This is a genomic window from Devosia algicola, assembly GCF_028816455.1.
Classification (GTDB): domain Bacteria; phylum Pseudomonadota; class Alphaproteobacteria; order Rhizobiales; family Devosiaceae; genus Devosia; species Devosia algicola.
Genome location: NZ_CP118246.1, coordinates 1963098 through 1984498, shown reverse-complemented (window position 1 = coordinate 1984498; position 21401 = coordinate 1963098). Strand labels below are relative to the sequence as shown.

Genomic DNA, 21401 nt, shown 5'->3' with positions numbered 1-21401 from the left:
TGATGAATATTCGTATTGCTGTGGGGCAGTTTAATGAACTGACCGAAGAAAAGCTGCGTTTTGCCGCTCAAATCGGCGTTGGCGGCATTCAAATGAATACGCCAAAACTACCCGGCGAGGCGCGATGGGAGGCAGACGATCTGCGTGGCTTGGTCACCAAGACAGAAGCAGCCGGCCTCAAGCTTGAAGCCATCGAAAATGTGCCGGTGCACTTTTATAACAAGGCCATGCTTGGCCTGCCTGGTCGGGACGAGCAGATCGAAAACTATTGTGCGACCATTAAAAACGTCGGGGCAGCCGGTATTCCGGTCCTTGGCTATCACTTCATGCCCAATTCTGTTTGGCGGACGGATCGATCTGCCCCCGGTCGCGGTGGCGCTGGCAATACGCAGTTTCGCATGAGCGATGTTGAGCAGGCAAAAGACGCTGAGGAGCTCCGCAAGTTCCTGCCGACCTCGCTCGGCCATCAGTCGGCGATGCCGCTCATTCTCGATGGCGGGACGGAAATTTCAGAAGAGCAGATGTGGGGCAATTATACCTATTTCATGGATGCTGTACTGCCGATCGCCGAAGCGGCGGGGGTCAAGCTGGCGCTGCACCCGGACGATCCTCCGGTGCCGATGCTGGGCGGCGTGGCGCGATTGTTCTATCGGCCCGAAGGCTTTATGCGGGCGTTGGAGATCAGCAAGGGCAGCCCGGCCTGGGGGTTGGATCTGTGTCTGGGATGTTGTTCTGAAATGACCGGCGGGAAGGACGCTGTCCGCCAGATGATCGAATATTTCGCGCCAAAAGGTCGGATATTCTATGTTCATTTTCGTGATGTGCAGGGCACCGTACCCGACTTCATCGAATGCTTCATCGGCGAGGGAAATTATGATCCCGGTGAGGTTATGATCTTGCTGGCCAAGCACGGATTTGACGGGTTTTTGCTGGATGACCACGTGCCCCAGATGGACGGCGATACCCCCTGGAACCATCGAGGCCGCGCGCATGCCATCGGCTATATGCAGGGTCTCATTCGCATGGCGGAATATCTCAAGGCGGCGTGAGCGGCAGGCCGATTTTTACGACCAAGACAGGACACCATGGCAAAACTTAATCTGAACAATGTGCGCAAGTCCTATGGCAAAGTGCCGGTTATCCATGGGGTCTCGATCGATATCGAAGACGGTGAATTTGTTACCTTGGTTGGGCCCTCCGGTTGTGGCAAGTCGACCTTGTTGCGGATGATTGCGGGGCTGGAGCCCATTACAGGTGGCGAGATTTCGATTGGTGATCGGATCGTCAATGATCTGGCACCGCGCGATCGCGATATCGCCATGGTGTTTCAAAGCTATGCGCTATATCCGCACAAGAATGTTGCGGACAATATGGGCTACGCGCTCAAGCTGGCAAAACGACCGCAGCAGGAAATCGAGCGTCGCGTAAATGAGGCTGCCGAAGTTTTGGACCTGACGCCCCTGCTGGGGCGGAAGCCCGCACAATTGTCGGGCGGGCAGCGGCAACGCGTTGCCATGGGACGCGCTATCGTGCGGGATCCGAAGGTGTTTTTGTTTGATGAACCACTGTCCAATCTAGACGCCAAATTGCGTGTCGCCATGCGGGCGGAAATCAAGGAACTTCAGCACCGGTTGAAGACAACAACGGTTTATGTGACCCACGACCAGATCGAAGCGATGACGATGGCCGATCGCATCGTGGTCATGCGTGCCGGTATCGTCGAGCAGGTGGGGCGTCCGCTCGAACTTTATGACAGCCCTTCCAACGTCTTTGTCGCCAGCTTCATGGGGTCGCCCGCGATGAATTTGATCACTGGCAGCGTTGCGGAAGAGGCGGGTAAGTTCGAATTTGTCAGTGAGGGGGGCGCCCGATTGCCTCTGGACGGATCAGTGCCCGCCAAGCGTCGTGACAAACTGGTATTGGGCGTTCGTCCCGAACATATCAGTCTGGTCGACGCAGGCACCGTCAACAGTTTTACCAGCAAAGTCGTCGTAACTGAGCCAACCGGCGCTGAAACATTGATTTCGAGCCGGATCGGTTCGACCGAGATCGTGGTGGCAGTGCGTGACCGGTTTGAGGTGGCGATGGGGGACGAAGCGCAGTTCGCGTTCAATTTCGAGCGTTTGCACTATTTCGACGCGGAAAACGGGCAGCGATTAAGTTGAAAAAAGCCGCCGCGAGGTGTCGCGACGGCCAGAAATCAAGTCTGGCTATTCGGCGATGGATGCATCACGGAAATAGGGCACGTTCAGTGTCGAGCGCCAGAACCCTGTCACTTTCGGGCTCATCATCATGTAGTTGTTCCGATGATATTCGGGCAGGATCACATGGTCATTCATCATGATTGCCTCGGCCTTGCGCATCTCGGCGAGTGACTCGGCCTCATCGCCGGTTGCCTTCGCGGCGGCGATGGCGGCGTCGTAGTCGGGGTTGGACCAGTTGGCCAGATTGTTGGGGCTACCGGTGACGAAATTGTCGAGGAACGTCATTGGGTGTGGATAGTCCGCACCCCAACCCATCTGGGCAATCTGGTATTCGACCTTTTGCACTTCGGGGTAGAAGACCTGCCACTCGGTGGCTTGGATCTTGACGTCAATATTGAGGTTCTTCTTCCACATCTGCTGGATGGCTTCGAGCAACTTCTCGATGGGTGGGGAGGAATAGGTGACGAACACCGTATCAGGGAAGCCCTCGCCATCGGGGTAGCCAGCATCGGCCAGAAGCGCCTTGGCTGCTTCAGGTTGCGCCGTGGTTTCAAGGCCAAAGTTGTCGGTCCCGTCGCGGAAGTCCTCGCCATTGATATTGATGCCGTATGGTACCAGAGCGATGGCGGGCACATCGGCGGACTGCAGCACGAATTCAACAATTTCCTCGCGATCGATCGCCATCGACAACGCTTTGCGAACGCGTACATCGTCAAGAGGCGCCTGGTGCGGATTGAAAAACGCATAGGTTGTGCCCAATGCTGGCACCACCATAAAGGCATCGCTTTCCACCGAGAGGCGTGGAATTTCCGGTGCTGGTACCGATTCAATGCCATCGACCTGACCCGCTTCCATAGCCGCCAAAGCTGTGGCGGGGTCGGGGATTAGCCGAAAGGTCAGCTTGTCGAGGCTAACGGCGTCAGCGTCATAGTAATTCGGGTTCTTTTCAAAAACGACCGATTTGCCAGTATTGAATTCGGTCACGCGGAACGGACCGGTACCAATGAATGTGGCCGGATCACGTGTCCAGCCTTCCGGATCGGCCTCTATGACGTCTTTGCGCACGGGAAAGAACGTCGTGTAGGTCAATAATTGCATCATATAGGGGACGCGCGCCTTGAGGGTGAATTCAAGCGTCTTGTCGTCGGGCGCGCTAATGGCGATATCGCCCTTGCCGGCGGCCGCATAATGTTCCTCGGCGCCAACAATAGGATAAAGCATCGCTGAATTCATGGCGCCGGTCGCGGGATCAAGCACCCGATCCCATGCATAGACGAAATCACCCGCGGTCACGGGCTTGCCGTCCGACCATTTTGCGTCGCGCAAATGGAATGTGTAATTCAGGCCGTCCTCGCTGACCTCCCAGCTTTCTGCCAGCGCCGGAATAACTTCGCCGTCCTTGTCGAACCGAACAAGACCTTCAAATGTGTTGCCAATGATTGGGGCGGCAAAGGTTTCGGCGGTCGTGCCGGGGTCGTACTTTGCCGATTCATTGTTGACAACATAGGTCAGTTCACCCGCGGCCAGAACCGCGCCGGTGCTGGCCAGCAGTGTGGCCGTCAGCAGTGGCAATATCAGTTTGTGCATGCTTTTCTCCTGTTGTGGGGCACGGTTAAATCCGGCCCATTCAGACTATCGGCGCTGGCGGGTTGTGACCAGCCATCGTCGTGCTCGATGCCGGATCGCCGGCGTAATGACAGGCGGCCAGATGTCCGCCGCCAATATCTTGAAGTTCTGGTTCTTGCGCTGTGCATAGATCGGTTGCCAGCGGGCACCGCGTGCGAAACCGACAACCTGTTGGAATGGCGGTCGGACTGGGAATTTCGCCGACCATCGGCTCGCCGTCGGTTCGAGCACTTGGATCGGGCACTGGAATCGACGCCAGCAGGGCGCGGGTGTAGGGGTGACTTGGGCGGGCATAGAGCGCGTGGTTCGGCGCCAGCTCGACGATCTTGCCGAGATACATTACCCCGATACGGTCCGATATATGGCGAACCATCGACAGATCGTGGGTGATGAACAGATAGGTCAGCCCGAGTTCGTCCTGCAAATCCTCAAGCATGTTGACGACCTGGGCCTGGATAGAAACGTCGAGCGCCGAAATGGGTTCGTCGCAAATTACCAGTTCCGGGCTCAGGGCTATGGCGCGGGCAATGCCGATACGCTGCCGCTGACCGCCGGAAAATTCATGGGCAAAACGGGTGGCGTGATTCGGGTTGAGGCCGACGCGCTCCAAAAGTTCAAACACCCGTATCGTGCGACTTGCGGTGTTGCCGATGCGTGCAATTTCCAGTGGTTCAGCGATCAGATCGCGGACCGTCATTCGCCCGTTCAACGAAGCATATGGGTCTTGAAAGATCATCTGCATGCGCTGTCGATACGGCGACAGTTGTGCCTCGTTCATTTGCGCAATATCAATACCGTCAAAGTTCACCTCGCCAGAACTCGGATCGTAGAGCCTGATCAGGGTGCGCGCCAAAGTCGACTTGCCGCAGCCGCTTTCGCCCACCAATCCAAGCGTTTCGCCGCGCCTTATCTCAAGATCGACGCCGTCTACCGCGCGCAGGGGCGGACGTTTAGGGCTCAAGAGGCCGCCCCCCATCGAAAAGTGCTTTTTCAACTGGCGCATCGAAACCAGTGGATTTTCTTCTGCCGTCATCATGCCACCTCGGCGGTTGGGGCGTTGACACCGGCAACCCTGGGTGCTTGTGCATGGTGCAGCCAGCATCTTGCGGTTTGATCGCTGGCCTCCGCCATCGGATAAAGTGGCGGTATGGCAATGTCGCACTGCTTCATGGCATGGACGCAACGTGGCGCGAACGGACAACCTGGTGGTGGCTGGATCATATCAGGTGGCGTGCCAGCGATGGGTGTCAGGCGCGTATGCTCGCCATCTCGCAGATCAGGGACCGAACGCAGCAGCCCTTGCGTATAGGGATGGCGGGGGTGCGCGAACAATTCTGTGACGCTGCCCTGTTCCATGACCATTCCTCCATACATCACGACAATCCGGTCAGTGACTTCGGCAATGACACCCAAATCGTGGGTAATCAGGATGACGGCCATGCCGAGGCGGTTTTGCAGTTGTTTGAGCAGCAATAGAATCTGGCGCTGGATGGTCACATCAAGGGCGGTTGTCGGCTCGTCCGCTATCAGCAGTTTTGGATCGCAGGACAGTGCCATGGCGATCATGACGCGCTGCCGCATACCGCCGGAAAATTCATGTGGGAACGACTTCAATCGTTGCGCGGCCGAGGGAATGCGAACCAGTTCAAACAGTTCGATGGCACGCTTTCGCGCTTCCGCTCGACTGATACGGCGATGGCGAATGATGGTTTCCACGACCTGTTCGCCGACCGAGAGCGTCGGGTTCAAACTGGTCATCGGGTCCTGGAAGATCATGCCGATGTCATTGCCACGCAAATCCGCCATGGCATTTTCATCCAGCTCCATCAGGTCCTGACCGTCAAAGATGGCCTGGCCGTCAACAATTCGACCGGTGGATTTGAGCAACCGCAATATGCTCATGCAGGTAATTGATTTTCCCGAACCACTTTCCCCGACAATGCCAAGAATTTCGCCGGGCGCAACGTCAAAGCTAACGCCGCGTACAGCCTGAACCTCACCGCGCTGGGCAAAAAAACTGGTGCGCAGATTGCGAACAGACAGGATGGGAGGGCGGCTCATCTGCGCATCCGTGGATCAAGGGCGTCGCGCAGCCCGTCGCCAAGAAAATTGAATGCGAACATGGTCAGGCTGATTGCGGCAGCGGGAAAGAACAATTGGTGGGGATAGGCCCGCATGGTCTCGACCGCCTCGCTGGTCAATGTGCCCCAACTGGCCATTGGCGGGGTAACCCCCAGGCCGATAAAGCTCATGAAGCTTTCAATGAAAATAGCGCTGGGGATCAACATGGTCAGGGTAACAAGTATCGGCCCGATGCTGTTAGGCAGCAGATGGCGCGTCAGTATCCGGCCGGTGCCGGCCCCCATTGTGCGGGCGGCCGCAACATAATCCTGTTGCTTGAGTGTCAGTATTTGTCCACGCACCATGCGCGCCATATCAACCCAAAACACCGAACCGATGGCCACGACGATGGAAATCAGCCCACTATTGAGCACCACCATGAGCAAGATGACATAGAGCATCAACGGAATCGTGGAGATGATCTCAACTATGCGCATCATCACCGCATCGGTCTTGCCGCCAATATAGCCGGCGATGCCGCCATAAAATATGCCGATGAAGAAATTGACCAGGGTTGCGACAAACGCCACCAATAGCGAAATCCGTGCACCGTACAATTGGCGGACAAGCACATCGCGCCCCAATTGATCGGTGCCGAACACATAGGTCATGTTCCACTGCCAGCCTTCGGGGCGAAGCGTCGTGCCATCGGCGCGCAGGAGGCGGGCAGGGCGACTGGAATAGTCCAGCACTATGTCGGTGTTACCAAATTCAAAGCCCTGACGCTTCTTGAGGATGTCCTTGCGCCCGCCCCTTAACAACCCCTCAACTTGGCCGCCCTCGGAAACCTGATAGAGGTTGAAATTGCTGGCATTGAGAAAAAACCTTGTGTTGTTTCCCGTATCATCAGAGACACGGTAGGTCTCGAAAACCGGCGGAATATTTGACAGGCGCAAATTCTGTTCGAAATAGCTGAATGGGCTGATGAGCGGCCCGAATATTGCGGCCAGTATCAGAACGACAATAAACCCGATGCTAATCACGGCAGGCTTGTTTGCCCACAGACGCTGGCGCACATCCTGCCAATAGGTCAGGCTTGGTGTTGCAATGGCTTCACCGGCAGTTGTGCTGCGGTCCGGTTTTTCCCACATGGACGGGGCAATGATGGGCTCCGGGTTCATTGCGCCGTTTTCCGCAGTTTGATGCGCGGGTCGAGCCACACATATAGCAAATCAACAATCAGGATCATCACCATGAGCAGCGCTGCATAGAAAATGGTGATGCCCATGATGGCTGTGTAGTCGCGATTGGTAATCGAGAGCACGAAGTGCCTGCCAATGCCGGGCAGAGCGAAGATCTGCTCGATAACGAATGATCCGGTGATCAGATTGGCCACAACCGGTCCCAACACGGTAACCACGGGAATGAGCGAATTGCGCAGGCCATGCTTGAACAGCACCTGGCCGGGACGCAACCCCTTGGCGCGTGCCGTGGTCATATAATCCTGCTCAAAGGTTTCCAGCAGGCTCGAGCGCGCCAAGCGCGCCACAAATGATATCCAGAAGCCGGAGAGCGCAAATACCGGCAAAATATAGCCGCGCCAGTCGTCCAGTCCAAACGTTGGCACCCAGCCCAGTCGGAGCGCGAACACATAGAGCAGTATGGTGGCGATGACATAGGAGGGGATGGCAACTCCTATCGTGGCCAGCATCATCACGGCCGTATCTGGCCACTTGTTGCGGTTCAACGCCGCCACGATACCCATAGGGACGCCTAGTGCCACCACGCAAATCACCGCCAGCACACCGGTGCGCAGGGTTACTGGTAGGCCGTCGGCGATCATCTCGTTGACCGTAACGCCGGGATAGCGAAAAGAGGGACCCAGATCGAACGTCAGGATACCGCGCAGATAGTTCAGATATTGCAGCCAGATCGGGTCGTTCAAGCCGAACTTGTCATTGAGCGCCGTAGCGATTTCAGGCGCCAGCATACGTTCGGATACAAACGGCCCGCCCGGTATGGCGTGCATGAGGAAAAATGTCAGGGTGGCAATGGCCAACAACGTCAGCAACATCTGTCCAAGGCGCTGCAACACATAGCCCGCCATGGATCAGGTCGCCCCTGATGTCGCCGTCGCGGCGGCCGAGCAGATTGGGTTATGGCGGGGACGGCGTCGCTGAAGTTGCATGATCGCATTCGAGCACCGAACCCACGGACAATCAACCGGTAGTAAAGATTTTTTAGCGCTACTAAAGTCGGAAGTCGAAAGTCGGAAGTCGGAAGTCGGAAGTCGGGAGTCGGGAGTCGGTAGTCGGTAGTCGGTAGTCGGTAGTCGGGCCCACGTCGCATTCACTCGCGACTGCTTTGTTGTAAACACTGGTGCTCGCTTTGGTAGCCGGTTTCCTCCCAATGAACTCAATGTCATGGTAAGGTGTCGTTAAGACGCTAGCGACTGCTTGTTGTGTATCAGGCGGACAAATTTTCGAGGGGTATGAAGCATGAAAAAGCTCTTGCGCGGCGCGTTTGCTATTTCGGTACTGATGGCTGGCCCCGTTGCCGCCCAGACGAATATGCCATCAGAGCCCATCGTATTGCCCGCCGGTTCGAGCAGCGCGGTAATTCGGGATCGGGTCGATAGCAGGGATTCGCTCGTATATGATCTGGCGGGCAGCGCAGGCGAAGCCGTAACCATCACTCTTAGTGCGGTCACGTCCTCGGCCAATTTCAATGTCAATACACCTGACGGTCAGGCTGCCCTGTTCGTTGGCTCGCGGGATGGTCGCATGTTCAGCGGTGTGCTTCCCGAGAATGGAGACTACACCATTCTCGTTTATCTGGTGGGCCAGGCGTCCGAGACTGGTGGTGCCGACATTACATTGACCGTTACGCGCGGTGACGAGCCCATGGCGTCGGAAGATGCAATAGCTTTAGATGCCATGGGCGCTGACTTCGCTGACGGCCTTGCCGGTGGGCCAGATTTTTGGGAGGTTCATAGCCTTAGGGACGACGATACGCTCAATATTCGCACTGGTCCCAGTCTAGAGAATGCAGCGATTGGCAAGGTGAGCAATGGCACGGTCATGCGCAACCTTGGCTGCGAGAAGCCGCGGTCAACGATCTGGTGTCAGGTCGAGGCAACCGATGGGACGATGGTAAAGGGTTGGGCCGCCAGCCGCTATCTCCGCGAGGCTGCCGCGCCGACCGGAGACGCTGGGGCCGGAGGTCATCCAGGAACGAGCCGACCACGATGAGGCCGGATCGTGGGAGAGGATGGCGCGGGTGAGGGCTAAAGTCCGAGGCGCAATCGCGTTCGTTTGTTGGCCTATGGCACCGACACCCAACGTTGCTCGGCGTGGGACCTGGCCATGGCGTGGACAGCTTTTTCTATAGACAATCCCGTCGCAAAATCGATGGTGTGAGCGGGGTGGCCCGCCAGCTGGTTGAGAAGTTCATGGCATTCGATGATTTTTAGATCGTTGAATCCAAGTCCATGACCGGGCGCCGGCATGAAGCGGTCGTAGGGGGCGTGAACGGGGCCGCAAAGGATTGTGCGGAAGCCCTGGACGGCCAGGTGGTCGTCGCGCGTATAAAGTTGGAATTCGTTCATCCGCTCCTGATCGAACAGGATTGCCCCAGTGGAGCCAAAAATCTGCAGGGCAATGCGGCCCTTGCGACCCCACGCCGCGCGGTTGAGCGCCAAAAGGCCCGAGGCACCGGATTCCAAGTCGAACATGATGGTCGCGATGTCAAACGTTTCAACCTCGCGCGGGCCTTCGGACATGGTTGGTCGGGTGGCAAATGGTTTGCTCATGTGGGCCGACACTCGCGCAATGTCGCCAAGCAGGAAATGTAGCAGTGAGATTGGATGCACGCCGAAGTCATCAAGGGCGCCATAGCCAGAGCTTTGCTCGCTTTTCCAGGTGAACAATGCTGCTGGATCGGCCATGAAATCCTCGTCCATTTCGATACGAACATGGGAGATGGCACCGATGGTGTTCTCCGCCAACAGGGTTCGGATCTGGCGGATTATCGGGTTCTGGATATAGTTATAGCCAAGTATCGCCAGTTTCCCGGAGCGTGTGGCTGCCGCCTTCATGGCCTGGGCTTCGACAATGGTAGGGGCCATGGGCTTTTCGCACCAAACGTGTTTGCCCGCCTCGAGCGCGGCGATGGCCATTTCGGCATGGAAGGCGTTGGGCGTGGTGATGGAGACGATGTCGACGGCGGGGTCGGCGATCAGGGCGCGCCAGTCGCCAGTGGCGCGGGCAAAGCCGAATTCGTCGGCGCGGCGGGCAGCCAAGGCCGCATCGACTTCGGCCAGATGGGCCAGAACCGGGCGCTCGAGGTCGCCAAAGACAGAGGCGACCGCATTCCAGGCCAAGGCGTGGCACTTGCCCATATAACCGGTGCCAATCAGTCCAATTCCCACTGCCATGTGTTGTTTCCCAAGTTTAACTGCTGGTATTCAATCGCAATGTGAATGCGGCTACAATCGGGTAGCAGAAGGAGCGGGTGGAATTGTCGGATATTATGAAAAACAGAATCCCGCAGGATTTTGAAGCCCTGCGCCAGGCGATCGTGGAGCGGCGGGACGATCTGCCCAAGCGACTGATCCAGGTGGCGATATATAGTCTTGATAATCCCGATGAAATCGCCTTTGGCACTGTCGCCAGCATTGCAGCGTCGGCGGCGGTGCAGCCTTCGACGCTGGTGCGGTTTGCCCAGCAGTTTGGCTTTGACGGTTTTTCCGGGCTGCAACAGATTTTTCGGGCGCGGCTGAAGGAACGCAACTCAACCTATGAAGAACGCCTCAAAGCGCTTGAGGCCGATAGCGCTGAAGTGTCTGAGAATATTGGTATTTTGAACGGCTTTCTATCGGCCGCTGGCCGGTCGGTCGAGAGCCTGTCTCATTCTATCGATCCGGCGATATTTGAGCAGTCGGTGGAGATATTGGCCAAGGCCGATACGATCTATCTATTGGCCAAGCGGCGGGCGGCACCGATCAGCACCTACATGGCATATGCTTTTGGAAAATTGCGGGTACGGAACCAATTGATCGCCACATCAGTGGGGATCGATGAGGATCTGGTGGCGATGGCCGGGCCAAATGATGCGGCAATTGCCATTTCATTTTCCCCCTATTCGCCCGAAACAGTGGGGCAGGCCAAGATGATGACCGATCGCGATATCCCATTGATCGCCATAACAGATTCGGCGTTTTCGCCACTGGCTGGTGGGGCGTCAGCGTGGTTTGAAATCGTTGAAGCCGATCATGCCGGGTTCCGCTCGCTCTCGGCGGGGATGGCGCTGGCCATGGCGTTGACGGTCGCGGTGGCCGAGTGGCGGCGGCGGCACCAAAAAAACATGTGAATCCTGTTCGACAGGGAAATTCATTATAGAATAAACGTTCCATATTGACTATGACATAGAACTCGTGCTGCGTTTTAGGTGCGACCAAATGTTAGCGTCACGCTAACGTTGAGATTAGCACAGCGTGAATCGCAGGAGGACGCCATGGATAATTCAGCTGACGGCAAGATTGGTGTCACACTCGAGCTGATTACCATCGGCCGATCTTCGGTTGATTTATACGGCCAGCAAATCGGCACCAGACTGGAGGACGTCGCCAGTTTTTCCAAGGCTGTGGGTGGTTGTCCCTCCAACATCGCCATTGGCACCTCGCGACTGGGACTCAAGACGGGGCTGATTACGCGCGTCGGCGACGAACAGATGGGCGGCTTTATTCGCGAGCAGATGCTGCGCGAAGGGGTCGACGTCACTGGAATCGTCACCGACGCAGAGCGGCTGACGGCGCTGGTGTTGCTGGGCGTTGAAAATGACGCGTCATTTCCGATGATTTTCTATCGCGAAAATTGTGCGGACATGGCGCTCGATGAGAGCGATATTGATGAGTCATTCGTGGCCAGCGCTGGCGCGGTGCTGGTCAGTGGTACGCATTTTTCAAAGCCCAATACCGAGGCGGCACAAAACAAGGCGATTGCGATTGCCAAGGCGCGCGGGCGCCAGGTGATCTTTGATATTGATTATCGGCCTAACCTTTGGGGGTTGGCGGGGCATGCGGCGGGCGACAGCCGCTATGTAGCTTCTGATTTTGTGACCAGCAAACTCAAGCCAGTACTGGGCAACTGCGATCTGATCGTGGGGACCGAGGAAGAAGTGCTGATCGCAGCCGGCGAGAGTGACCTGCTAGCGGCGCTCAAGGCCATTCGGGCGGTCTCGGCGGGCACCATTGTGCTCAAGCGCGGACCGATGGGTTGTATCGTTTATGAGGGCGAAATTCCTGACGATCTTGAAGCGGGGATCGTGGGCACAGGTTTTCCTATTGAAGTTTTCAATGTGCTGGGGGCCGGGGACAGTTTCATGTCCGGTTTTCTGCGCGGCTGGCTGCGCGGGGAAAGGCACGAGGTGTCGGCGACATGGGCCAATGCGTGTGGCGCATTTGCCGTGTCGCGGCTGTTGTGCTCGCCCGAAATTCCGACCTTTGCCGAACTTGAATATTTTCTGGAGCATGGCAGTCCGGAACGGGCACTACGCAAGGATGAGGCGATCAATCATGTGCATCGCGCGACGACGCGGCGCAGCGAGCAACCGCGACTGATGGCGCTGGCGATAGATCATCGCATTCAGCTTGAGGAAATGGCAGCGGCGGCGGGGCGTGATGGTGCCGCGATCAGCGCGTTCAAACAGTTGGCGGTCAAAGCGGCGGCGCAGGTGGCCAAGGGGCGGCCGGGCTATGGCATGTTGTTGGACGACAAGTATGGCCGCGAGGCGCTGTTTGCGGCGCAAAAGCAGGGATTTTGGATCGGAAAGCCGTTTGAGGAACCCGGTTCGCGACCGTTGCAGTTCGAATTCTCTCAGGATGCGGGTAGTCGGCTGATTGACTGGCATATCGACCATTGCATCAAGGTCTTGTGCTTTTATCATCCCGATGATCCACCAGCGACGAAAGCGACACAGATCGCCAAATTGACCAGTCTGCAGGAGGCGGCCCGTAAAGTCGGGCGGGAATTGCTGATTGAGATCATTGCCGGCAAGAACGGGATTTTGGCGGACGATACGTTGCCCCGCGCCTTGGAAGAACTTTATGAGGCCGGGCTCGTGCCGGACTGGTGGAAGCTTGAGCCGCAGGCGTCCGAGACGGCCTGGCGGGGCGTTGATGCCACAATTGAGCGGCACGATCCCTGGTGTCGGGGCGTTGTGCTTTTGGGATTGGACGCGCCAATGGCTGAACTGGAAGCCGGATTCCTGGCGGCGCAAGTGGCGCGCACAGTCAAGGGATTTGCTGTGGGTCGCACGATCTTTGGCGATGCGGCGCGCAGCTGGCTGGCAGGGACGATGAGTGACGCCGAGGCAATTGAGGACATGGCGCGCCGGTTTGAAGCGCTGACGCGGATATGGGAACGGGTGGCGGGTCGCGTGGCGGCTTAGCGACGTATGATATTGTCGAGCACCCGTTCCGTGCCTCACGGGGCGGTGAAATGTTGAGGGTAGGACGGCCTGGGAATAAGCCGGCGATTTCGGGTTGAGCCGGAACCAGAAGACAGGAAGAAATTGGGTATGAGCCAGAAAACAGTTCGATTGACGATGGCGCAGGCGCTGGTGCGGTTCATGGTGGCGCAAAAGGTCGAAATCGATGGCGAGGTGCTGCCGATCTTTGGTGGCGTGTTTGCCATTTTCGGGCATGGCAATGTCGCGGGGCTCGGTGAGGCGCTTTTTGGCGTGCGCGAGCAGCTACCGACGTTTCGAGGCCAGAACGAGCAGGGTATGGGCAATGCGGCCGCAGCCTTTGCCAAGGCCAGTTTTCGACGCCGGTTCATGGCGTGCACCTCCTCGATCGGGCCGGGGGCACTCAATATGGTGACCTCGGCGGCGGTGGCGCATGTCAATCGTTTGCCGATGTTGCTGTTGCCAGGCGATGTGTTTGCCAATCGCCGCCCCGATCCGGTGTTGCAGCAGGGTGAAGATTTTGGCGATGGCACGATGACGGTCAATGATTGTTTCAAGCCGGTCAGCCGCTATTTTGACCGCATTGCCCGTCCGGAACAAATCATGGCGGCGCTCAATCGGGCCATGCAGGTTTTGACTGACCCCGCCGAATGCGGGCCAGTGACATTGTCGCTCTGTCAGGACGTGCAGGCCGAAGCCTATGACTATCCGACGCGATTTTTTGAGGAGAAGGTGTGGCGGCAGCGCCGGATAATGCCAGATGCTGAGGAATTCGCCGATGCCGCAAGGGTTTTGATGCAGGCCAAACGGCCGGTGATCATTGCTGGTGGCGGTGTGCTGTATTCAGGCGCCAGCGCAGCGCTGGGGCGCTTTGCACAAAGCCATGGTATTCCGGTGCTGGAAACGCAGGCGGGCAAGTCGGCACTGTCTCATGATCATGCGATGAATATGGGGTCGGTCGGGGTGACTGGCACATCGGCCGCCAACCAGCTGGCCGAAGACGCCGATGTCGTGTTGGCGGTGGGTACGCGGTTGCAGGATTTTACCACCGGTTCATGGGCGCTGTTCAAGAATGAAGCGCTCAAGATCATTGGACTCAACACACAGATTTTCGATGCCGCCAAGCATCGCGCCCTGCCGCTGATTGCCGATGCGCAGGTGGGGCTGGATGCGCTCAACACCGCGATGATGGGTTGGGAAGCGGAAACCGACTGGACCAACAAGGCACGCGACGGCAAGGCGGATTGGCTGCATGAAGCCGACAAGGCCATGGCACCGGGAAACGCCGAATTGCCGTCCGATGCACAGGTCATCGGGGCGGTATTGCGGACGCGCGAGGATTCGGTGCTGGTGTGTGCGGCAGGCGGATTGCCAGGAGAACTGCACAAGGCTCTGGCAGGCCAAGAAACCGGGCAATTATCACATGGAGTATGGTTTTTCGACCATGGGCTATGAGATTGCCGGGGGCCTGGGTGTCAAGCTGGCGCGGCCCGATGATGACGTTGTCGTCATGGTCGGGGATGGCAGTTATCTGATGCTCAATTCCGAGATTGTTTCGTCGATCATGTTGGGCGCGCGGCTGACCATTGTTGTGCTCGATAATGCCGGGTACGGCTGCATCAACCGACTGCAGATGGAGACGGGCGGGGCCAACTTCAACAATCTGCTCAAGGACACTCAGCACGTCGCCTTGCCGCGGATCGATTTTGCAGCGCATGCGCGCTCGCTGGGGGCGGTGGCGCGCAAAGTCAGTTCGACTGGTGATCTGGAGGCAGCCCTCAAAGAGGCAGAAGGCGATGCGGTGACCAGTGTGATTGTGATCGACACTGACCCGCTGGTGACGACCGACGAGGGTGGGCATTGGTGGGATGTGGCGGTGCCTGAAGTTTCAGCGCGCAGCGAAGTCAATGTGGCGCGCGAAAATTACGAACAGGCGCGCAAGCAGCAGCGGCCCTAAAATTTCAGGAGAGCCCCGTGAAGGCAAAACTTGGTATGTCGCCCATCGCTTGGTGGAACGACGATCTAGTGGAATTGAGTGACGATGTAACGCTGGAAGAATGCCTGCGCCAATCACGCTCGGCCGGTTTTACCGGCATGGAAAAAGGGCGGCGATTTCCCGATGATCCAGCGGTGATGCTGCCGATCCTCAAAGCGGCGGACGTGACGCTGTGCGGCGGCTGGTATTCGGGCACGTTGGTCGACGAAGAATTGGCGGTCAACAAGGCGCGGATCGCGCCGATGATCGAGTTGTTCAAGGCGGTGGGGGCGCCTTGCATAGTTTATGGCGAAGTGGGACGTTCGATCCAGGGGGATCGCTCGGTGCCGTTGGCGCACAAGCCGAAACTTTCCGATAGCGAGATGGCAGCCTATGCCAAAAAAGTCACTGAATTTGGCGAATGGTGCGCGGATGAAGGCATGCCGCTTTCCTATCACCACCATATGGGGGCAGTGGTTGAGACCGGGCCGGAACTGGATGCCTTTATGAAGGGATCCGGCGCGGGGATACCATTGCTGTTTGATGCGGGGCATCTGGCCTTTGCAGGAGGCGATGTGTTGGGGGCAATCGACAAGCACCACGCGCGGATCAACCATGTGCATGTAAAAGATGTGCGCATGGGCGTGATCGACGGGTTGGATCGGTCAAAACAGTCGTTTCTGGACGCGGTGGCGCTGGGGGCTTTTACCGTGCCCGGTGATGGAACGCTGGATTTTGAGGCGATTGTGCAGAAATTTGCCGATCATGGTTATGAGGGCTGGTTTGTGGTGGAAGCGGAGCAGGACCCTAAGGCCAACCCACCGCTCAGGATGGCCGAGGTTGGGCACAAGGAACTGATGCGAGTGATGAATGCGGCGGGTTATTCGGTGGAAACGCAGGGCTTTGCCAAGCAATAGTAGCGGCCAGACGCCGCAAAAAGGAGGTCGGACCATGTCGAAACTGTTGATCAAGCCGCAGGCGGGCAAGGGGCGAGTGCATCACGTAACCCCCACAACGGCAGGTTGGACTTATGTGGGGTTCGACCTGCATCAGCTTGGGGCGGGTGAAACAGTTTCGGGTGGTGAAACGGGGCGTGAAGTGTGTCTGGTTTTTGTCAGTGGCAAGGGCACGGCGCAGGCGGGGGACAAGGATTTTGGCGAATTGGGCCAACGGATGAGCCCATTTGAGGGCAAGCCATTTTCGCTTTATGTGCCAGCGGGCGCCGACTGGTCGGTTACCGCGACGACGGCATTGACGCTGGCAGTCTGTTCGGCGCCGGGGGCGGCGGGCAATTTTGTAGCGCGGGTGATTGCACCAAAGGATGCTGAAGCGCTGACGCGCGGCAAGGGCAGTAACGTGCGTCATGTGGTGAATATATTGCCTGAGACGGAGCCGGCAGAGTCATTGCTGGTGGTCGAGGTGATCACGCCGGGCGGCAATACGTCGTCCTACCCGCCGCACAAGCACGATATGGATAATCTGCCGCATGAAAGCCAGGCTCGAAGAGACCTATTATCATCGCATGAACCCGCCGCAGGGGTTTGGATTTCAGCGGGTCTATACCGATGATCGATCGCTCGATGAAGCCATGGCGGTGGAAGATGGCGACGTGACGCTGGTGCCCAAGGGCTATCATCCGGTGGCGGCGACCCATGGTTATGATCTTTATTATCTCAATGTAATGGCCGGACCGAAGCGGATCTGGAAATTTCACAATGCGGCCGAACATGAGTGGCTGCTCAAGGCCTGATCCAGATGGAGTTATTGTGAATGAGCGTTCGATTTGCACTGTTGGGAGCGGGCCGGATTGGCAAGGTGCACGCCAAGGCGATTGCCGCCAACCCTGACGCCGAACTTGTGGTGGTGGCCGACGCCTTCGCGGTTGCAGCCGAAGATCTGGCGGCAGCCTATGGCTGCGGGATCGCCGATATCGACACTATTGCCGATGACAAGAGCATCGATGCGGTGGTGATCTGCACCCCGACGGACACCCACGCTGATCTGATCGAACAGTTTGTCGTGGCTGGCAAGGCGGTGTTTTGCGAGAAGCCGATAGATTTAAGCGTGGCGCGCGTGCGCGCCTGCCTTGGGGTTGTGGCCAAGCACAAGGGCACATTGATGGTCGGGTTCAACCGCCGGTTTGATCCGCATTTCATGGCGGTCAAGCAAGCGATTGCCGAGGGGCAGATCGGCAAGGTGGAAATGGTCAATATCGTTTCGCGCGATCCGGGGCCGCCGCCGATTGATTATATCGGACGGTCGGGTGGGATTTTCCGCGACATGACCATTCATGATTTCGACATGGCGCGATTTCTACTGGGTGAGGAGCCGGCATTGGTAACGGCGCATGCCTCGGTACTGGTCGACAAGGCGATTGGCGCGGCGGGGGATTTTGATAGCGCCAATATCATTCTGGAGACGGATTCGGGGACGCAGGCGTCAATATCCAACTCGCGGCGGGCCAGCTACGGTTATGATCAACGGATCGAAGTGTTGGGGGCACAGGGTTTGGTGAGCGCTGAGAACCAGCGGCCGGTCTCGATCGAGATTGCCAATGGCAACGGCTTTACGCGGCCACCGCTGCACGATTTTTTCATGACGCGGTATACCGAGGCCTATGGCAACGAGATCGCCAGCTTTATTGCGGCGATTGGTAGCGGCAAGGCGGCGACGCCATCGGGCGAGGACGGGCTCAAGGCGCTCATATTGGCCGAAGCGGCCCTCAAATCGGTGGCAGAGCGGCGCAGCGTCAAGGTGAGCGAAATCGCGCCCTAAGGTTTGGCTTGTGAATGGCGGCCAAGCGCTTTATCCAAAGGCCGAATTTGGTCGCGCGATCCCTCGCGCAGCCATGCTTGCAAGCCGATGGAGAGCATTTTGGAGCCGCTAAGTTTTGTGCTGACGCTATCATGCGAGGACAGGCCGGGCATTGTGGCGTCGGTGACGACCGAATTGGCGGCGCGAAATGCCAATATTGCTGAGAGCAACCAGTTCTGGGATCGCCAGACTGGGCAGTTTTTCATGCGGCTGGCGTTCAATGCGGCGGCGGACACCAGCCGGGAAGCGCTTGAACTGGCCTTAAAGCCTTCGGTGGCCAGGTTTGGCATGAAAACGCAATTGGTCAATCAGGCGAGCCGTCCGCGCATCGTGGTGATGGTTTCAAAATTCGACCATGTGCTGCTGCATCTGCTCTATCAGATCAAGGTGGGGTGGCTGGACGCCGAGGTTGTCGGAATCGTTTCCAACCACGCCGAGGCGGGCCCGATTGCGGCGGCGGAGAATATTCCATTTTATCACTGGCCGGTGAGCAAGGACAGCAAGGCCGAACAGGAAGCGCTGGTGATGGATCTGGTGCAGCGCAAGAATGTCGATCTGGTGGTGCTGGCACGTTACATGCAGGTGCTGTCCGACACAATGTCGACGCGCCTGTTTGGGCAGATCATCAATATCCACCATTCGTTCCTGCCCAGTTTCAAGGGAGCAAAACCTTATCACCAGGCCCATGATCGCGGGGTCAAGCTGATCGGGGCGACAGCGCACTATGTAACGCCAGCGCTGGACGAAGGCCCGATCATCGAGCAAGAAACGGCGCGGGTCAGCCATTCGATGAGCGCCGAGGATCTGGTAGCGGCGGGGCGCGATATCGAAGCGCGGGTTTTGGCCCGGGCGGTCAAGCTGCATTGTGAAAACCGGGTCATGCTCAATGGGCACAAAACCGTGGTGTTTGGATAGCGCGACAATTTGCACCCGAGCGGTTGACAGTGCGGGCGTGCGACGGGCAGGTTGCTGTATCTGATATCGTATAGGATTTGTCATGCCGCTGGTCGAAGCTGCCGAATTGCGAGATGTGGCGACGGCGGTGCTGGTCGGCGCCGGTGTGCCTGATGAACACGCAAAGCTGCAAGCAAATCTGTTGCTTGAGGCGGAACTGCGAGCGGTGCCGTCACACGGATTTTTGCGCCTGGAACGGCTTGTGGCCCGCATTGGCAATGGGGTTGCGAGCGCGACGGCAAGCGGTAGTCATGATTGGCGCGGAGCGGGATTTTTAACCGTTGACGGGCAGAACGGTTTGGGACCGGTGGTGGCCGAGGCGGCACTCGAGGCCATCTGTCCAGCAGCCAAAAGCCACGGGATCGCGGTCGCGGCGGTGGCCAATTCCAATCATATTGGCATGCTGGCCTATTATGCAGAAGCGATTGCAAAAGGGGGGCAGGTCGGCATTGTGCTTACAACCAGCGAAGCGCTGGTGCATCCCTTTGGCGGGCGCCAGGCGTTGATCGGCACCAATCCGATTGCCATCGGGGTGCCAAGCGCCGATGGGCCATTTGTCATCGATCTGGCGACCAGCCTGGTTTCCATGGGCGAGATTCACGATCGGGCACATCGCGGGCAGGCGCTACCCGAAGGCTGGGCGCTGGACAGAGAAGGCAAGGCAACGACGGACGCGGAAGCGGCAAAAGCCGGGGCCATCGCGCCTTTTGGCGCGGCAAAGGGCTATGCCCTGGGATTGGCGTTTGAGTTGTTGGTGACAACACTGACAGGGGCGGCGTTGGGGCGCGACGTGGCGGGCACTTTGGACGCCGACCAATTGTGTAACAAGGGCGACGTGTTCATCGTTGTCGATCCGGTGTCGGGACAGGGCGAAGCCATTGCGCGCTATCTCGATCTGTTGCGTCATGCGGCACCGGCGGACGGCTTCGATCAGGTCTTGATTCCTGGCGAGCGCGGACGGGCGCTCAAGGCGGAACGGCTGGCATCAGGCGTGCCAGTGGCCGATTCGGTGTGGACGAACATGAAGCGGCTGCGCGACGCGGCGCTGACCAAGAGGGGAATATAACATGGCCATTTTTGCTACCGGTCGGTCGCCGCGCAATATTGTATTCGGACGCGGTCAGCGTCAGTCGCTACCGGCCTACGCCAGCCAATTGGGTCGCCGGGCACTGGTGGTAACCGACGAGCGCATGGGCGCCGAAGCAGATTTTGTGGCGATGATGGACGGTCTGCGCGCAGCGGGGCTGGCGTGCGAAATATTTGACGCGACGCCGCCCGAAGTGCCGCTAGCCGCGATTGAGCAGTGCGTTGCCAGAGGGGAGGCGTTTGGACCCGATGTCATTGTCGGGGTTGGGGGGGGTCGTGCCTTGATATGGCAAAAGTCACGGCGCTGATGATCGCGCATGGTGGCTCGCCGCGCGATTATTTCGGCGAGTTCAAGGTCCCCGGACCAGTGGTGCCGCTGATTGCAGTGCCGACGACGGCTGGCACCGGCAGTGAGGCCACGCCAGTCGCTGTGGTGGCCGATAGTGAGCGCATACTCAAGGTTGGAATCGCCAGCCCGTTCCTTATTCCTCATACCGCCATTTGCGACCCGGAACTGACTTTGACTTGCCCCGCCGGGCTGACAGCTATTGCCGGGGCTGATGCCTTGACCCACGCTATTGAAGCCTTGACGGCACTGGCCCGGCCAATTGACGGGCAGACAACCCATGAGCATGTGTTTGTTGGCAAAAATGCGCTGAGCGATACCTATGCACGGCAGGCGATCAGCCATATCACCGACGGGCTGGCGCGTGCGGTCAAGTCCGGCGATGACATGGCGGCGCGGGAAAGCGTAATGCTGGGCGCGCTATTGGCCGGGATGGCTTTTGGTGTGTCGGGTACGGCGGCCGCGCATGCGCTGCAATATCCGGTCGGCGCGGTAACGCACACAGCACACGGGGCCGGGGTTGCCTGTCTATTACCCTATGTCATGCATTTCAACCGTTCGCACGCCGTCAAATCGATGGCAGAGGTTGCCGTTGCAATGGGTGCGGCGGCGGGCCACGATGATGCCGCCAACGCCGAGCGGGCGATCGCGGCGGTGGCATCACTTTTTGGCGCGATAGGCATCCCGCGCGATCTTGCGGCGTTAGGTCTGTCAGAAAATCAGCAGGATTGGTGCGCCGAGCAATCCATGGGCGCAGCGCGTCTGGTCAAAAACAATCCAAGGCCGCTAGACGTTGCGGCAATGCGCACGATTATCGGGGCGGCCTTCGCTGGACGCCGCGACCTGCTCGACGCAGACAATTGAAAGG

General features: G+C 58.2%; 15 protein-coding genes and 3 pseudogenes. 12 read left to right on the top strand and 6 right to left on the bottom strand.

All coding sequences use genetic code 11. From position 1 onward, the window contains the following. Positions 1–2 precede the first annotated feature (2 nt). Positions 3–1049: a mannonate dehydratase gene (locus tag PSQ19_RS10510; protein ID WP_282217689.1), complete on the top strand. Its 1047-nt coding sequence runs from the start codon at positions 3–5 to the stop codon at positions 1047–1049. Between the two features lie 36 nt (positions 1050–1085). Beyond that, a complete protein-coding gene (locus tag PSQ19_RS10505) occupies positions 1086–2165 on the top strand; it encodes an ABC transporter ATP-binding protein (RefSeq protein ID WP_282217688.1) in 1080 nt (359 codons plus the stop codon). Positions 2166–2210: 45 nt separating this feature from the next. Here the strand turns inward: PSQ19_RS10505 and PSQ19_RS10500 are convergent, their stop codons facing one another. From PSQ19_RS10500 to PSQ19_RS10480, 5 genes are read right to left on the bottom strand one after another with little or no spacing between them, the layout of a single operon-like run. Next, entirely contained in the window at positions 2211–3791 is a 1581-nt protein-coding gene (locus tag PSQ19_RS10500) for a peptide ABC transporter substrate-binding protein (RefSeq protein ID WP_282217687.1), read from the bottom strand. 40 nt (positions 3792–3831) lie between these two features. Next, entirely contained in the window at positions 3832–4866 is a 1035-nt protein-coding gene (locus PSQ19_RS10495) for an ABC transporter ATP-binding protein (RefSeq protein ID WP_282217686.1), read from the bottom strand. Further along, the gene (locus PSQ19_RS10490; RefSeq protein ID WP_282217685.1) at positions 4863–5891 is read right to left on the bottom strand and encodes an ABC transporter ATP-binding protein; all 1029 of its coding nucleotides are present in this window, start codon (positions 5889–5891) and stop codon (positions 4863–4865) included. The genes PSQ19_RS10495 and PSQ19_RS10490 overlap by 4 nt, the downstream gene beginning before the upstream one ends. Beyond that, positions 5888–7072 (bottom strand): ABC transporter permease, encoded by a 1185-nt coding sequence (locus PSQ19_RS10485; RefSeq protein WP_282217684.1) that lies wholly within the window; start codon positions 7070–7072, stop codon positions 5888–5890. The genes PSQ19_RS10490 and PSQ19_RS10485 overlap by 4 nt, the downstream gene beginning before the upstream one ends. After that, positions 7069–7998: an ABC transporter permease gene (locus tag PSQ19_RS10480; protein ID WP_282217683.1), complete on the bottom strand. Its 930-nt coding sequence runs from the start codon at positions 7996–7998 to the stop codon at positions 7069–7071. Before PSQ19_RS10480 ends, PSQ19_RS10485 begins: the two co-directional genes overlap by 4 nt. Before the next feature lie 391 nt (positions 7999–8389). Here PSQ19_RS10480 and PSQ19_RS10475 point away from each other — a divergent pair, with 391 nt between their 5' ends. Further along, positions 8390–9142, top strand: coding sequence for an SH3 domain-containing protein (locus PSQ19_RS10475; RefSeq protein WP_282217682.1), 753 nt, complete (start codon positions 8390–8392; stop codon positions 9140–9142). Between the two features lie 71 nt (positions 9143–9213). Here the strand turns inward: PSQ19_RS10475 and PSQ19_RS10470 are convergent, their stop codons facing one another. After that, a complete protein-coding gene (locus PSQ19_RS10470) occupies positions 9214–10326 on the bottom strand; it encodes a Gfo/Idh/MocA family protein (protein ID WP_282217681.1) in 1113 nt (370 codons plus the stop codon). Between the two features lie 95 nt (positions 10327–10421). Between PSQ19_RS10470 and PSQ19_RS10465 the strand changes: the two genes are divergently transcribed. From PSQ19_RS10465 to PSQ19_RS10425, 9 genes and pseudogenes are all read left to right on the top strand, one after another. Continuing rightward, positions 10422–11261, top strand: coding sequence for a MurR/RpiR family transcriptional regulator (locus PSQ19_RS10465; protein ID WP_407648979.1), 840 nt, complete (start codon positions 10422–10424; stop codon positions 11259–11261). Between the two features lie 144 nt (positions 11262–11405). Next, the gene (locus tag PSQ19_RS10460; protein WP_282217679.1) at positions 11406–13340 is read left to right on the top strand and encodes a bifunctional 5-dehydro-2-deoxygluconokinase/5-dehydro-2-deoxyphosphogluconate aldolase; all 1935 of its coding nucleotides are present in this window, start codon (positions 11406–11408) and stop codon (positions 13338–13340) included. A 129-nt stretch (positions 13341–13469) separates the two neighbouring features. Next, positions 13470–15315 (top strand): annotated as a pseudogene (iolD, locus tag PSQ19_RS10455) (3D-(3,5/4)-trihydroxycyclohexane-1,2-dione acylhydrolase (decyclizing)). Between the two features lie 17 nt (positions 15316–15332). Next, entirely contained in the window at positions 15333–16250 is a 918-nt protein-coding gene (iolE, locus tag PSQ19_RS10450; RefSeq protein ID WP_282217678.1) for a myo-inosose-2 dehydratase, read from the top strand. A gap of 34 nt (positions 16251–16284) precedes the next feature. After that, positions 16285–17083 (top strand): annotated as a pseudogene (gene iolB / locus PSQ19_RS10445) (5-deoxy-glucuronate isomerase). Positions 17084–17103: 20 nt separating this feature from the next. Next, positions 17104–18108, top strand: coding sequence for an inositol 2-dehydrogenase (gene iolG, locus PSQ19_RS10440; RefSeq protein ID WP_282217677.1), 1005 nt, complete (start codon positions 17104–17106; stop codon positions 18106–18108). Positions 18109–18195: 87 nt separating this feature from the next. After that, on the top strand, positions 18196–19062 hold the full coding sequence (gene purU, locus PSQ19_RS10435) for a formyltetrahydrofolate deformylase (RefSeq protein ID WP_282217676.1): 867 nt from the start codon (positions 18196–18198) through the stop codon (positions 19060–19062). 82 nt (positions 19063–19144) lie between these two features. Then, a complete protein-coding gene (locus PSQ19_RS10430) occupies positions 19145–20167 on the top strand; it encodes an Ldh family oxidoreductase (RefSeq protein WP_282217675.1) in 1023 nt (340 codons plus the stop codon). Between the two features lies 1 nt (position 20168). Further along, positions 20169–21397 (top strand): annotated as a pseudogene (locus tag PSQ19_RS10425) (iron-containing alcohol dehydrogenase). Positions 21398–21401 lie beyond the last annotated feature (4 nt).

Coding starts and splice junctions, on each gene's coding strand:
- PSQ19_RS10510 (WP_282217689.1), top strand. CDS start 3: ATGAATATTCGTATTGCTGTGGGGCAGTTTAATGAACTGACCGAAGAA.
- PSQ19_RS10505 (WP_282217688.1), top strand. CDS start 1,086: ATGGCAAAACTTAATCTGAACAATGTGCGCAAGTCCTATGGCAAAGTG.
- PSQ19_RS10500 (WP_282217687.1), bottom strand. CDS start 3,791: ATGCACAAACTGATATTGCCACTGCTGACGGCCACACTGCTGGCCAGC.
- PSQ19_RS10495 (WP_282217686.1), bottom strand. CDS start 4,866: ATGATGACGGCAGAAGAAAATCCACTGGTTTCGATGCGCCAGTTGAAA.
- PSQ19_RS10490 (WP_282217685.1), bottom strand. CDS start 5,891: ATGAGCCGCCCTCCCATCCTGTCTGTTCGCAATCTGCGCACCAGTTTT.
- PSQ19_RS10485 (WP_282217684.1), bottom strand. CDS start 7,072: ATGAACCCGGAGCCCATCATTGCCCCGTCCATGTGGGAAAAACCGGAC.
- PSQ19_RS10480 (WP_282217683.1), bottom strand. CDS start 7,998: ATGGCGGGCTATGTGTTGCAGCGCCTTGGACAGATGTTGCTGACGTTG.
- PSQ19_RS10475 (WP_282217682.1), top strand. CDS start 8,390: ATGAAAAAGCTCTTGCGCGGCGCGTTTGCTATTTCGGTACTGATGGCT.
- PSQ19_RS10470 (WP_282217681.1), bottom strand. CDS start 10,326: ATGGCAGTGGGAATTGGACTGATTGGCACCGGTTATATGGGCAAGTGC.
- PSQ19_RS10465 (WP_407648979.1), top strand. CDS start 10,422: ATGAAAAACAGAATCCCGCAGGATTTTGAAGCCCTGCGCCAGGCGATC.
- PSQ19_RS10460 (WP_282217679.1), top strand. CDS start 11,406: ATGGATAATTCAGCTGACGGCAAGATTGGTGTCACACTCGAGCTGATT.
- iolG (WP_282217677.1), top strand. CDS start 17,104: ATGAGCGTTCGATTTGCACTGTTGGGAGCGGGCCGGATTGGCAAGGTG.
- purU (WP_282217676.1), top strand. CDS start 18,196: ATGGAGAGCATTTTGGAGCCGCTAAGTTTTGTGCTGACGCTATCATGC.
- PSQ19_RS10430 (WP_282217675.1), top strand. CDS start 19,145: ATGCCGCTGGTCGAAGCTGCCGAATTGCGAGATGTGGCGACGGCGGTG.